This is a genomic window from Streptomyces sp. SS8 (assembly GCF_054072955.1).
On the sequence record NZ_JBSVCZ010000002.1, the window covers coordinates 273,072 to 286,967 of the forward strand.

At 72.0% G+C, this 13,896-nt stretch carries 7 protein-coding genes; 3 read left to right on the forward strand and 4 right to left on the reverse strand.

Features of this window, described 5'->3' with window-relative positions; translation table 11 throughout:
• The first annotated feature begins 86 nt into the window (after positions 1–86).
• Positions 87–314 (forward strand): type II toxin-antitoxin system VapB family antitoxin, encoded by a 228-nt coding sequence (locus ACW69E_RS03135; protein ID WP_093851651.1) that lies wholly within the window; start codon positions 87–89, stop codon positions 312–314.
• Positions 311–718 (forward strand): PIN domain-containing protein, encoded by a 408-nt coding sequence (locus tag ACW69E_RS03140; RefSeq protein WP_457496612.1) that lies wholly within the window; start codon positions 311–313, stop codon positions 716–718. The genes ACW69E_RS03135 and ACW69E_RS03140 overlap by 4 nt, the downstream gene beginning before the upstream one ends.
• 53 nt (positions 719–771) lie before the next feature.
• On the opposite strand, the gene ACW69E_RS03145 is transcribed toward ACW69E_RS03140, so the two are convergent.
• From ACW69E_RS03145 to ACW69E_RS03160, 4 genes are read right to left on the reverse strand one after another with little or no spacing between them, the layout of a single operon-like run.
• Positions 772–2,052: a TIGR02679 family protein gene (locus ACW69E_RS03145; RefSeq protein ID WP_457496613.1), complete on the reverse strand. Its 1,281-nt coding sequence runs from the start codon at positions 2,050–2,052 to the stop codon at positions 772–774.
• Entirely contained in the window at positions 2,049–6,287 is a 4,239-nt protein-coding gene (locus ACW69E_RS03150; protein ID WP_457496614.1) for a TIGR02680 family protein, read from the reverse strand. Before ACW69E_RS03150 ends, ACW69E_RS03145 begins: the two co-directional genes overlap by 4 nt.
• Complete coding sequence (locus ACW69E_RS03155; RefSeq protein ID WP_457496615.1) at positions 6,284–7,609, reverse strand: TIGR02678 family protein; 1,326 nt, start codon at positions 7,607–7,609, stop codon at positions 6,284–6,286. Before ACW69E_RS03155 ends, ACW69E_RS03150 begins: the two co-directional genes overlap by 4 nt.
• Positions 7,606–9,258: a TIGR02677 family protein gene (locus ACW69E_RS03160; protein ID WP_457496616.1), complete on the reverse strand. Its 1,653-nt coding sequence runs from the start codon at positions 9,256–9,258 to the stop codon at positions 7,606–7,608. Before ACW69E_RS03160 ends, ACW69E_RS03155 begins: the two co-directional genes overlap by 4 nt.
• 181 nt (positions 9,259–9,439) lie before the next feature.
• On the opposite strand from ACW69E_RS03160, the gene pglW reads away from it, so the two are divergent.
• The gene (gene pglW, locus ACW69E_RS03165; RefSeq protein WP_457496617.1) at positions 9,440–13,879 is read left to right on the forward strand and encodes a BREX system serine/threonine kinase PglW; all 4,440 of its coding nucleotides are present in this window, start codon (positions 9,440–9,442) and stop codon (positions 13,877–13,879) included.
• Positions 13,880–13,896 lie beyond the last annotated feature (17 nt).

Below are 13,896 nucleotides of genomic sequence, written 5' to 3' on the forward strand. Positions count from 1 at the left end.
AGACGTCCGGACCGGCCTGGACCGCCCCGTGATACATTGAGTCATGTATATTGATACATTGATTGATGTATATGAAGGTGGCGCTCATGAGCAGAACCGTCATCGACCTCGACGACGACGCCTTGGAGGCAGCGGCAAAAGAGCTGGGCACTTCCACGAAGCGGGACACCATCAACACCGCCCTGCGGGAGATCGTGGCCCGCAACCGCCGCCTGCGGGCCCTGCACGAACTGCAGGACCTCGCGGACGAAGGCGCTCTTGACGCCGAACTCCTCCTCGACAAGCGCAACTACCGAGGTGGTTCCGCCCGGTGAGCGTGGCCGACTACCTCATCGACACGTCGGCCCTGGTCCGTCTCCTGCTGCGCCGGGCAACCGAGGACTGGGAGCAGCGGGTGGGCGCCGGACTGGTCGCCCTGTGTGACCTCACCGAACTGGAAGTGCTCTACTCCGCACGTTCCGAGAAGGACCGTGAAGCCGTCCAGGGACGACTGAACCAGTTCACCTGGTGCCCCATGCCCGACGGCGTCTACCGGCGCGCCCGCGTCGTCCAGCGCGGGCTCACGGCCAAGGGGGAGCATCGCAGCGCCGGAGCCGTCGACCTTCTCGTGGCCGCGGCCGCGGAAGAAGCAGGACTCACACTGCTGCACTACGACCGAGACTTCGAAACCATCGCCCGCACCACCGGGCAGCCGGTCCGGATGATCGACATCAGGTAGGCGGCCGGCTTCCGGAGCCCCGGGCTCGCACCCTGAGCATCTGCTGTGCGCCTTCAGGCGTTCCTGCCTCCGGCCGACAGGTCGTCCACCAGAAGGTCGAGGGTGGCCTCCTCGTGGAGCGCGACGCCGAAGGCGGTCATGGCGGGGGCGAGACCCGGATCCCAGGTCGCGTTGACGGGCTGGCCGTCGAGCGGCAGCTGAGGGATTCCCTCGGTCTGGCTGTGAGCGGCCAGGTGCTCGTAGTCCTCGGCACCCATGCGCCATGGCTGGGCTCCGTAGCGGCGGATGATCCGGTTCGCCAGAGCGATGCCCGGCCAGTCGAAATCTCCGTGGTACGCGAAACGGCAGCCGGTGGCGGCGAGGGCGTCGAGGAGTGTGAGGACCACCGTGGTGGCGCTGCCGGAAGTGCACACCAGGGGGCGGACGCAAGCCGCGTCGGCCGCGGCCTCCACCACGCGCGGATTCTCACAGACGTGGATCGCTGTTCCGGCGGGCAGTCGCAGCCGCAGGCCGTGCAGATCGCGCAGTGTGAGGTGGGTTTCGGCGTGATGGGCGGCTCGCTCCCGCAGGGCCTGCTCCCGCCAGCCCCCGCCGACGGGCCGCAGCCCGTAGGTCAGCACTGTGCTGGAGACCTCGTCCGGTGTGACGGACACCAGCCGCCACAGTGCGCGCCGGCCGGCCGCGTCGCCGGGGAACTCGGTGCCATGGGCGAGGGCGATGCCGCGCTGGACGAGACGTGCGAGCCAGGTGCCGTCGTCCAGGCCGTGCGCGGAGCCGGTCGTCATGGCGGCGAGTTCTCCTCGGCCTCGGGTGCCACCCCGCTCCGGGCCGAGCAGGACGGTCAGGACTTGGACCGCCTGCTGAAGCGTTCGTACCGCCGTTTCGGGCGGCACTCCTCTCGGAACGCCGGTACAGCGCAGCAGGCCGTACCACTGCCGGGCCCAGTCCTGGTCGGCGAGCGGAGAGGCGTCCAGTGCCGAGGTGAGCGACGACCAGACGTGCTCGCGCCGGGCCGCGATGCCCGCGCGGACGGCACGACGGTCGGTGAGCGGCGGGCCCAGTTCCTCAAGGACTCCTGTGAGCCCGAGTCCGGCGGCCGAGGCGCGCAGTCGGGCGTCGAGCGTGTCGAGGTGCACGGTCACGGCGGCACCCGTGAGGGGTTTGCCCAGCAGGAGGGACAGGTCGTTGCGCTCCCGGGGGGTCACCGAGGTCAGCCGGAGGGAACCGGTGGCCTGTAGGCCGTTGCCTTCCAGGCGCTTGCGTACCGACTCCCAGAGCCGGGTGAGCCCGGGACCGGCCAGCCAGTCCCGTGTCGTGGCGGGCAGCTTGCTCATACAGACACCAGACGCCGATGCCGGCCGTTCCAGGTGTAGTGCAGAGTGGCCACCCCGCGCGCATGGGGATCACGGAGGCACTCGTAGATGTGCAGGGACGGCACCTCCGGCCAGTTGCCCATGAGCCGTTCACTGGTGAGGACGAAGTCGAGATCGAGGTCGACGAGGATGCGCCCCAGTCGCCCGTGGGTGGGTTCGTCGACCTTGGCGAAGGCGTCGTCGAGCAGGATCAGCCGCGGTGCTTGCGGCGCCGACTCCGCGAGACTGGTGAAGTGGGCGGCGGCCGCGGCGAAGAGCACGAGGTAGGAGAGCACTCGCTGCTCGCCCTGGCTGAGCCCGGTGCGGCCGGTGAGCTTGCGCCTGCGCCCCGGGGCGGCGTCCTCGACCACGAAGGTGTGGAAGCGGAACCAGTCGCGGTAGTCCAGCGCGGTCCGCAGATGGGCGGCGTAACCGGCCGACGGATCGGCCCGTCGGGCGTCCTCGATCCGGCGTTGCAGTACCTCGCGGAGCTGTTCGGTCTGCTCGCGTGTGCGCAGACTCGACGGGCTGCGCAGCAGCTCGACGGCGGCCCTCACGTCCGCGTCCACGTCCTCGTCCAGCTTCCACAGTAGTTCCACACCGAGACCGTGGGAGGTGCGTACGGTCCGCAGGGTGTCGTTGAGAGCCGCGACCAGATTCGCCGCGGTGACGACCTGGGCCGAGAGGTGGTCGCCGAGCTCGCCGGTCAGGAACCGCTGGAACACCTCACGTTCGCGCTCGGTGAGCCGCCCCCGGGCCTCGGCGGCCTGGACGGCGATCCGCTCGCCCACGGCCGCGACATCGTGGGAACCGTGGTCGTCGATCAGACGGCACACCTTGATCCCGTCGCGTTCCTCCAGCTGTGCGTCGAACCCGCCGGCCAGTTGGTCGCGCAGGTCGGTGTGCCGGTTGAGCAGGGTGCTGTCCGACACTTCGCCTTTCGGGCGGCCGAGGGCCTGTTCCACCGCGTCGGCCAGAGCCTGTAGCGCGCGTAGACGGTTGCGGACGTCCGAGCCGGGATCGTCCGCCACGTCCTCGGGCAGCGCGGACCGGTCCAGTCCGGCGCCGCGTACCACCTCCGGCCGGCCGAGTGCGCCGCGAAGGATGCTGCCGGTGCCGATGACCGCCGTCTCCTGGCCGGCCAGATCACCACGCAGGCGCTTCTCCTCCTCTTCCGCACGCACACGCAGGTCGTGGAGTTCGTCGCGAGTTCGTCGTGCCGCTGGGACAGCCTGGACAGCGTGTGCGATGCGTTGCCTGGTCTCCTGCTCGCGGGTGAGGATCTCGTCTTCGGTCGCCCCGATGGCCTCCTCGCGGGTGTGCAGGTCCTGTTGTGCGGTACGCAGTCCGGTGAGGCGGAGCCGGTAGTTCTCCTCCGCGGCCAGGCGGTCGTCAAGGGCGCGTTCGTACCGCTCGGCATCGGCGTGATGGGCGCCGAGCCGCTCGCCCGTGCTGCCGACTGCCCTGCGCAGATGTCCGATGCCGGTGAGCAGGGCGGCCAGCGCGGTGCGTACGCGTTCCAGTTCGGCGGGGTCGCTGGGCAGGTCATGGGCGGTGGCGGTGGCATTCGCCTCGGCGCGCGTCGCTACGGCGAGAGCGCGTGCTTCCTCGGCCGACCGGGCCGCGCGGGTCGCCTTGGCGGTCAGGTCGTGCAGTGCCCTCTCGTCCGAGTCGGTTCTGTTCCAGGCGTCGGCGAGACCTCGTGCCCGGGGGAAGTCCTGCTCCGCGCGCCTGAGGGCCCGGCGCCGGGCATCGGCCTCGGCGAGTTCGTGACGGGCGTCGGCCAGCCGCTGCCGCGTCTGCGTGAGCCGCTCCTCCAGTTCGGCGAGGATGCGTCGCCGGGTCTCGGCGCGTACGGCGGCTCCCACGTACTCGGCGACCTTCTTGTGGTGCCGGCCGCTGAGGATGCCCAGACGCCAGCTTCCGTCGTAGTACACCGCGTCGTGAGCGTTCGTTTCCTCGGCAGGTGCGAGCGTGATGGCGACCAGCAGGCGTTCTACCTGCTCGGATGTGACGCCGCACCCCGCTTGGGGCGCAGGGCGCAGGGCCGAGGCGAGGGTCGGCCCGTCCGGCAACGCGGGGCCGGGGCGCAGCAGAGTGTCACGGGTGCGGGGATCGACAAGGGCGCCGTCCGCGCCGACCCACGCGTCCAGGATCCCGCCGGCCTCCAGCGCCGCCTCCAGACCGGCCCGGTCGGCGGGATTCAGGTCATCCGTGAAGTCCACCAGCCGGTAGAAGGGTGCTCCGCTGCCCGGTGTCCTTTCGGCGACGCGGTGGTAGGGAACCGGCGGCTCGGGATCGGTACGCCGCTCCCAGTCCTGCTTCTGACTCGCCAGGCGGTCGAGTTCTTCGCCGAGCCGGCCGGCGGCGAGTGCCAGGGCGTCCCGGTGCCCGGTGAGTTCCTCGCCGTAAGGCTCCAGTGCGGCGTGAGCGGCTTGCCGCACCTGGCTGTCGATGTCGGGCGGGAGCGTGCGGTCCGCGAACGGGGCGTCGGTGGAGCTCTCGCAGGTGACCGCGGTGCGGACGGCGTCCAGCGACGGGCAGTCGGGTCCGACGGCGGCCTGCGTGCGGGTGACCCACTCGGCGACCTGGTGGGCATATGCACCGCTCTCCTCGGCGACCTTCTCGCGGCCGGCCTCAAGCCGGCCGGCGGCCTCTTCCGCCTCACCCTCCAGCCGTTCCCGCTCGGCATCGGCCTGCGCTGCCCGGATCCGGACCTCCTCGGCCCGCTTGATGAGACGCGTCACCTCCTGGACCATCCGGGTCCGGTTCTTCACGACCGTCTCGGCGTCCTCCAGTTGAGCCTGCCAGGAGCGCAGTCCGTCCCGCACCGTGGCCGTGTCCACGCGGACAACCGGCCGGTGCTGCACGATGTGCGTCTCCCCGTCCGGAGCGGTCAGCTCGGTCTCGACGGCCTGGGAGCGGACCGTGCGGGGCAGAGCGACTGCCTCGCCGAGATGGCCGGTGGGAAGCCCGGCCTTCTCCGCCTGCGCCAGCAGTTCCCGGTGTTCGGTGCCCAGTTCGGTGAGCCGGCTCCCGAGGTGCTCGACACCGTCGGCCAGCCGCTCGGCCGCGCCTTCTTCTGCGCCATGTGCGTTGCCGAGGGCGGTGTAGGAGGCCACGGCGGCGGTGTGCAGCGCCTCCACCGTGCTGCGGCGCTCCGACAGTTCGCGCAGGCTGCGGTAGGCGCGGCTGGCGTGCAGGGCGGCGAGATCGGTCCGGGCGGCCTCCTCCTCCTCGCGCAGGGTTTCCAGCCGGGCTTCCGACTCCTCTTCCTGTGTCCTCAGCTCGCTGGTCCGCTGTGCGGCGTCTCCGGCTGCCCGGCGTCGCTGCGCGAGGACGTCCAGTTCCCGGCTCACCGCCTGCGCGAAGGTGCGCAGGACTCCGGCCAGGTAGCCGCGGTAACTGGTGAGGAAAGTGCGCAGCGCCGCATCGGTACGCTCCAGGCGGCCGAGCTCGTCGCGTACGGTGTCGAGGTCGTGGAGGTTGCGCGCCACCTTCTCGACCACCTCCTCGTCGAGTCCCGGCAGGGTCTCGCTCAGCAGCAAGGCCAGGCCCCCGTGCTCGATGCGGTCCCCGACGGTGGGGCGCCGCAGCCGGTGGAGGAGCTGGGTGAGGTTGCGGTAGCGGGTGGCGTCGGTGATGCCGAACAGTTCCCGGGCCACCCGGGAGCGGTGGAGGACCGCGCGTTCGGTCGTGTTGTCGGAGCCGACGATCTCCTTGAGACGGTCGACCGGCAGGGGCTTGCCGTTTTCGACCAGGTGCAGGTCCTCGCCGACGCGCAGCGGGGTGACGAAGAACGTCGGCAGCGCCTTCTGCGTCGACTTCGAGGCACGGACGGCGGCACCGAGCGTGAGGTGGCGGGGGTCGCCGTCGTCGGTCGTGCCCCGGAACTCCACCCACAGGTAGCCGAGCCGGTTGGTCTGCTCGAACCCGTCCAGCATCAGCCAGGCGAGAGTGGTCCGGCCGGTGCCCGTGGCATCCAGTGCCCGGGAGTCGCCGTCCAGCAGATACGGGAGCAGCATCTCCAGGGCCTTGGACTTCCCCGCGCCGTTCTTGCCGCGCAGCAGCAGCCGCCCGTCGCCGAAGGCGAACTCCTGCTCGTCGTACTGCCAGACGTTGTGGATGCCCGCGCGGTGCAACCGGAAGCGGGTGCCGGCGGTCGTCGCGGAGCCGGAACGCGGCAGCGGGACAGGGGCACGTGCATCGGCGGTCATAGCGGCAACTCCTCCTGGATGTCGGCGCCCTTGCCGGTTGCGGTGGCCGGGCGCACGGTGACGTGGGTGGCGTAGCGTGCCGCCGCGGCCAGCAGCACCCAGCCATCGCCGCCGGGCCGCGCCCCGCGGACATCGGTCACCGTGCGCCCTTCCGGCGCCTCTTCGGCGTACCCCTCCGGCAGCCCTTCTCCCTCGGCGCGCAGCCGGCCGGCGCGGGCCATCAGCCGCATGCGGACCAGCAGGTCCAGCACGGCCTCCCGCAGGGCGGGAATGTCCTCCAGGTAGCCGCGCTGCCAGTTGCTGCGCCGCCCGTACTCGGCGATCAGCTCGGCCAGCAGCTCATCCACCAGGCCGTCCGGGACAGCCACTCCGATGACGAGCGTCCCTCCGGTCGCCGGATGTCCGGGCTCCTGCGGCCGAAGCCGCTCCACGAGCCGCTCCACCACCAGCAGCGCGGCCTGCGCGACGGTCCCGGTGCCCGGCAGGTGCAGATCCGTCAGCTCGTCCTCGGGGTCCACCAGCGCCACTCCCTCGGCGCGGATCTCCATCTCCAGACCGAGGAGTTCGGAGAACGCCTGGGCCTCCCGGCGCTGCCGGGTGCGCAGCCAGTCGCGTTCGGCATCGGTCAGCTCGTCGAGATGGACGACGGGTGTCTCGACGAGCATCCGGCGCACATAGGTGCGCGGCCCGCCGAACCCCGGGTCCGCTGCCCGCCGGACCAGATCGGCTCCGTCGCGTGATTGGGAGAGCGGCCCGGCGACGACGACGCGGGCCAGCTCCCGATCGACCGTGATCAGGGCTTCTCCGCCCGCTTCCTGCACAAGCGCGGCCACATGGCCCTCGATCTCGATGAGGACGCCCCACTGGACCAGCTGACGCAGCGCCGCGACCAAGGTCCGCTTCCCGGCCGCCCGGCCCGTCTCCTCCAGCTCGATGCCCGCGTCTGCCGCAGCGGCCCTGATGTCGGCCACCAGCTGTGACAGCAGCATCTGCTCGGGGGCGGTCACCAGCACTGACAGGGCCAGCGCCAGGCAGGCGTACGTGTGAGGGGTGAAGGGGGTGCCGGTGGAGCGCTCCAGCCGGTGTCCCGCGCCCGCCCCCAGGCCGGCCTTGAACAGCCGGGCGTAGGAGCTGTCCACCAGCAGACGGTAACCGAGCACCTGCTGGAAACGCTTGCCCAGCCAGTCGGCATGCCTGCGGATCAGCGGGAAGAGGTCGGCGTGGGGACCGTCCGACGTGACCAGCGGGTGGGCGAGCAGCAGCCGGGCGGCGCTGCGGCGCTCGGCGGCCAGGGCGACGTCGTGTGCCGAGGGGAGGGTCATGACACGCTCACCTCGGCTTCGCCGTCGGCCGTGGCGGAGATGCGGCCGATGTCGAGCTCCAGATCCTCCAGCAGCAGATCGCCGTCGGCCGAGTGCAGGACGCACCGCGTCCCCGCGGTGCGTCGCACGGTGAGCCGGATGCCCAGCTCGGCGTCCTCGCTGTGCGCCGCGTCGAGGTCGAATTCCGTCGCCCGCTCCCCGTCCGGGCCGGCGTGACGCCGGAGCTGAGCGTTCCCGAGTGCGGTGGCCAGCAGCTCCAGGAGCAGTCCGAGCGCTGCCGAGGTGAGACGCACCTCGGTGAACCGGCCCGAGGCGCTGCGCAGTTCGTCCGCCGCCGCTGCCCGGTCCGCGGCCCGCTGACGGGCGGCCTCCCGCAGCCGCTGCTTCTGCGCGGAGTGGTCCTCCGCCGAGGACGTCCGGCCCCGCGGGGCGCGGCTGCCCCTTTCGCGCAGGGCCACCGGCACCTCGACGACCGGGCCGGTCCACCAGCTCGTGGCAGCGGGCACCACCTCGTCGGTGGCCGGGGGTATGCCCAGGTGACGGGCGCCGTACAGCCCGAAGGCGGCGACGGCGATGTCGTGCGCATCCTGCGGTGCCGCTTCGTCGAACCATCGGGCCAGCCGCAGCAGATCCCTGCGCCGGGACATCTCCCCGGTGGCCGACCTCAGCATCCGCTTGGCGTTGGCGAGCAGCGACTGCAACGCCCGCAGGGTGGCGTCCCGCAGCTGGTCGACCTGGCTGCCGTGGCCGTCGGTGTCGCTGAACCAGCCGCGCAGGCCCTCCCAGTCCGCCAGTTCGCGCCCACGGCTGCGCTGGATCCGCGTCTCCGGACGGCCGTCGCCCTGAGGCGACAGCCCGGCGAGACCCTGCGCGTGGGCGTCCAGCCGGGCCAACAGGCCCGGAAGGTGCGGCCACAGGGTGTCCAGCGCCCCCGAGATACGGGGTGCGCGGAACGCCACGTCCTCCGTGATCGCCTCGACGTAGTCGAGGAGCAGCTCCTTGAAGCCCTGGTACTCGGCGCTGTCCAGGTCGTACCGGGCCAGCACCTGGCCGAGGTAGGCGTAGAAGTCCCGGACGGAGTCCGCGAACTCGGCGAATTGCACGAACAGTGTGCTGACTCGCTCCAGCCCGCCCTGCGGTTCGATGCCGCCGGGCGCGGTCACCAGCTCGGCCAGCTCCCGGAGCCCGCGCTCGACCAGTGCCAGCAGTTCGTTGCTCACCTCACGGGCGGCGTCGGCCTCGGCCAGGACCCCGTCGGCGTCCCGCTGGATGCGCTCGCCCAGCTTCGACAACTGGTAGCGCGAGCGGGACCGCTGGTACTCGCTGATGCTGGACGCCTTCACCGTGTGGCTGCTGCGCAACAGGTTTCCCCACTGCACCAGCTTCTCCAGCCGGTCCGTGAGGGTGTCGGCGTCGAGCCCCGCACCAGGGCCACCGGCCTCGCGCAGCTTCGCCACGATGTCCGGGACGGCCAGGTCCGCCAGCAGGGTCCCACAGAAGACCCGCATGATCGCGACGTGCTCCAGCCGCTCGGGCGCGCTGAGGTAGGTGTACGCGTCCAGCCGCCGACGAGCTTCGCTGTGAGCGTCCTGCGCTGCCTGATCCTGCGGTACGGCGTCCCGCGTTGCCCCGGGTGCGGGTGGCTCCATGCCTGCGAGGTTACGCGGCGCGTTCGCCTGCCACCGGTGAGTGGCTGAAAATGCCCCGGCTCCTGCCCAGCAGGGGCTCCGCTCCCGTCCACAAACCGGTTTCGGCCGCTTCCTCTCGCGATAGGCTCGACCAGGCACTTTTGCATCGTGGCCCGTGAGGAAAGCCTGGGGAGGCCGGACGGTGACAGCTCAGTCAGGCACGTCGGCACCGAGGCCCGGCGCGCCCAAGCCCGGTCCGCCGCGCCCCGCCCGGCAGTGGTTTCAGGAGCGTCCCTCGCCGTACCCGTGGGAGCAGGACGCGCTGGAGCATGTGCGTGTTCTCATGCCGCAGGCCGAGCCCTTCCGCGCCTGGGCCACGTTCTCCTTCACCGCGATGTCCGGCCGCGTCAACGAGTGCGACCTGCTGGTCGCCGTTCCCGCCGGCCTCTTCCTCATCGAGATCAAGGGGCATCCGGGGCAGCTCCGCAACACCGGGTCGACCTGGAACTTCCAGGGACCCGACCGTATGCGGACCATCAACAACCCCCTGCACCTGACCGACCTGAAGTCCAAGGAGCTGAAGAGCCAGCTCCAGTGGGCGGCTCGCAAACTGGGCCTCTCCGAGCGGGTGGTCCCGCGCGTCGAGCCCGCCGTGTTCCTGTCGTCGCCCGACCTGGAAAGCCACCTGGACGAGGTCCAGCAGATCAAGGTCTACGGCCGTGACGACGGCGGCAGCGGCCTGAAGCGGATCTGGCAGGACTTCCTCGGTCTGCCTCCGGACCGTCCCGACCGGCGCATCACGCCGGAGTTCTCGCGGCACACCCTGCCGCAGCTGCTCAAGGCGATCGGGATCCGCCAGTCCACAGCCCACCTCCGCTTCGGTGACGCCTGGAAGATGGAGGCGCACCCGCTCGATGCCGGACCGTCCTGGGAGGACCGCCTGGCCACCCGGGACGACGGCCTCGTGCAGGAGGAGGGCCGGGTCCGTATCTATCTGGTGAGCCAGATGGCGACGGAGGCGGCCCGCAGAGCCACTGAACGCGCCGCGCTCCGCGAGTACCAGGTGCTGCAGGGCATCACCCACCGCGGCATCGTCGACGCGCTCGACTACCGCGAGCACCAGGGCGGACCGGCGATCCTCTTCCGCCACCGCCACGGCGATCTCCGCCTCGACCAGTACCTGGACACCTACGGCGGCAGGCTCACGCCCGAGGTCCGCCTGGACCTGGTCCGGCAGCTCGCCGAGGCGGTCCGCTATGCGCACAACCGCTCCCTCTATCACCGGGCGCTCGCGGCCCGCTCCGTCTACGTGTCGTTCCGGGCCGACGGGGCCAATCCCGAGCTGCGGATCACCGACTGGCAGACGGCGGCGCGGGACTTCGACAGCAACGCCACGTTCTTCCGCTCCATCGGCGGCTCCGCCCTCGACGCCGCCCTCATCGAGGACGCGGGCCGCATCTACCTCGCCCCCGAATCGGATCAGCCGTATGCCGACCCTGCTGACCTCGACATCTTCGGTCTCGGCGCACTCGCCTACCTGATCCTCACCGGTCGGCCGCCGGGCACCCAGCGCAGCGACCTCGCCGAACGGCTCCGCAATGACGGGGGGCTGCGCCTGTTCGCGGTGGCCGACGGCCTGCCCGACGCCCTCGACGACCTGGTGTTCCGGGCGACCCGCGCCGACGTCAACGAACGGCTCGGTTCGGCCGAGGCGTTTCTGGACCTGCTGGACGAGGCGGAACGCGCCAGCATCCTCCCCGACTCACCGACGGCGACCTGCGTCGACCCGCTCGAAGCGGTGCCCGGGCAGGCGCTGGACGCCGAGTGGACGGTACGCCGGGTTCTCGGCACCGGCGCCACCGCCCGCGCACTGCTCGTGGAGCGGGCCACCGAGGACGAGGACGGCCGCACCCAGATCGACGAGCACGTCTTCAAGGTCGCCCTCGACGAGGAGAAGGCGGGGCGGCTGCGCGCCGAGGAACGGGCGCTCCGCAAGGTCGGCGGCGGCTCCGTCGCCCAACTGCGCGGCGAGGGGCTGCGGGAGCTCGGCGGGCGGACCGTCCTGGAGCTGGAGTACGCCGGCGAGCAGTCGCTCGGCGAGCGGCTGCGCGGCAAGGGGCAACTCACCTACCACGAGCTGGAGCGCTTCGCGGACGACCTGTTCCACGCCCTGGACCAGCTCGCCGCGCAGGGCGTCCGTCACCGCGACATCAAACCGGACAACTTCGGCATCCAGCGCCGCAAGGACCGCACCTGGCAGCTCAAGCTGTTCGACTTCTCCCTGACGGACGCCTCCGACCGGGACGTGAAGGCCGGCACGCGGGGCTACCTCGACCCGTTCCTCGGCTCGATGCGCCGCGCCCACTACGACGACCACGCGGAACGGTACGCCGCCGCCGTCACCCTCCACGAGATGGCGAGCGGGGAGCGTCCGCTGTGGGGCGAGGGGCAGCTCGATCCGCTGACCAACGAGTCGGCCGAACTTCACGTCGCCACCGAGCTGTTCGAGCCCGCACTGCGCGACGGACTCGCCGCCTTCTTCCAGCGTGCGCTGCACCGCGACACCGAGCAGCGCTTCGACACGCTGCGGCAGATGTGGGACGCATGGCGGGCGGTGTTCCGCGCGGCCGACGCGGCCGCGCCCGCCACGACCCCCTCCACCGTCGGCAACCCCTCCGACGACCCGGAGGAGGCCCGCGACCGCGCCGCGGCGGCGGCCGACCTGACGACACCGCTGGACGCCGCCGGCCTGTCCCCGCGTGCCGTATCGGTGGCGGGCGGACTGGGCGCGACGACGGTCGGGCAACTGCTGGACATCCAGCCGTACGCCATCTCCAAGGCGCGTGGCGCCGGCGCCCTCGTCCGCAAGGAACTCAACCGGCGCCGCAAGCAGTGGGTCACCGCGCTGCGCCCGGCGGCGCCGTACGCACCCCGTCGGCAGGCGTCGGACGACGCCGCCCTGAAGCAGTCCGCCCCCGGCGCCGACGAGGCCCGCATCCTGTCGATAGACGACATGGCCGCGCTCCTCGCCCCCGAGCCGGGCCGCAAGGGGTCCCACCGTGCCGACGTCGTACGCCTCACCCTGGGCCTGCCCCCGGACGACGGCGGACTCTCGCCGCTCGGCGCCTGGCCCGTGCAGGCCCGTGTCGCCGACCACCTGGGCATCAAGCAGACCTCCGTCTCCCGGCACCACCGCAATGAGATCAAGAAGTGGGCGGAGGCGGACTGGCTGCCCCCGGTCCGCACCGAGCTGACCGAGATCATCCAGTCCGTGGGCCGGGTGATGACCGCAGATGAGGCCGCGGTCGAACTCCGGGCCCGTCACGGCGCGGGGGCGGACACGCCCGAGCGGACGCTCGCCAGGGCCTTGGCCGTCGTCCGGGCCGCCGCCGACGCGGAAACCACCGAGCGCCCGGACGAGGATCCCGCCGGGCAGCACGAGCCCCGGTTCGCCGTGCACCGGCGGGGTGACACGGTTCTGCTCGCCGCCGAGTCCCTGCCGGGCGCGGACGACCCCAGCCCGCGGGAGCTGGCGGACTACGCGGCGCTCCTCGGCCAGGCCGCCGAACGACTGGCACGGCAGGACCCGCTGCCCGGCCGCGGCGAGGTCCTGCGCGTCCTGCGCTCCGTGGCCGCACCCGACGGTCTCGCTCCGCTCGCCGACACCCGTCTGGTGTCCCTGGCCGCCGCGACGGCCCCCGGCGTCGCGGCCACGCCCCGGCTGGAGCTGTACCCGCGTGACCTGAGCCTGGAGCGGGCGCTGCGCATCTCCCAGGCGGGCGCGGGCGTCCGCCGCGACCGGGGGATCACCGTCGCCGAGCTGGTGGCGCGGCTGCGCGCCCGTTTCCCGGGCCTGGACCTGGTGTCGGGTTCCCGGGAACCCACCCATGTGGAACTGCTGGACGCCCTGGAAGGGGCGCGCTTCGACCTCGTCTACGACGACGAGGCGGAGAAGTTCTTCCCCCGAGTGCCGGAGTCGCGGGGCCCGTGGAGCTCCACCGGCGCCCTCACCAGCTACCAGCCGCCCACCCCCATCACCCGGGCCGACCGGGAGGACCCGCACGGCCCGCTACGGGAGCGACTCACCGCCGTGGCGGGGCGGGGCGGTTTCCTCGCCCTCACGGTGAAGGCGAAGGCGTTCGCGGGAGCGGCGGAGACCGTGGCAGCCGCCTTCCCCGTCGAGGCCGTCGACCTGTCGGCCGTGTTCCTCACCGCCTTCCGCGCCCTGGCCGCCGAGAAGGGACAGGACTGGCAGAAGGTCCTGCGCGCCGACAGCCTCTCCGCTCCCGGCAACATCAAGCCGGGGCTGGCGTCCTTCGTCCGGGTGGTCTGGCAGCACGTGGAGGAGGCGGTGCTGGCCCGCGCCGACGTGCCGCGCACCGTGCTGTTCCTCCACGACGCCGGCCTGGTCGCCCGGTACTGGGACGAGGGCGGTCACGCCTTCCTGGTCCGGCTCCAGAACGCGGCCCGCCGCCCCGCCGACGCGCCGCACGGCCTGTGGCTGCTGTGCACGGTCGAGACACGCGCCCAGGAGCCGAAACTGGACGGCCGGACGGTGGAGGTGATCGGCGGCGATGGCGAACGGGAGCACTTGGACAAGGAGTTCCTGGACTCGCTGCGGGTGCCGGCAGCCACCGGCTGACGCAGCGGGTCCAGGCC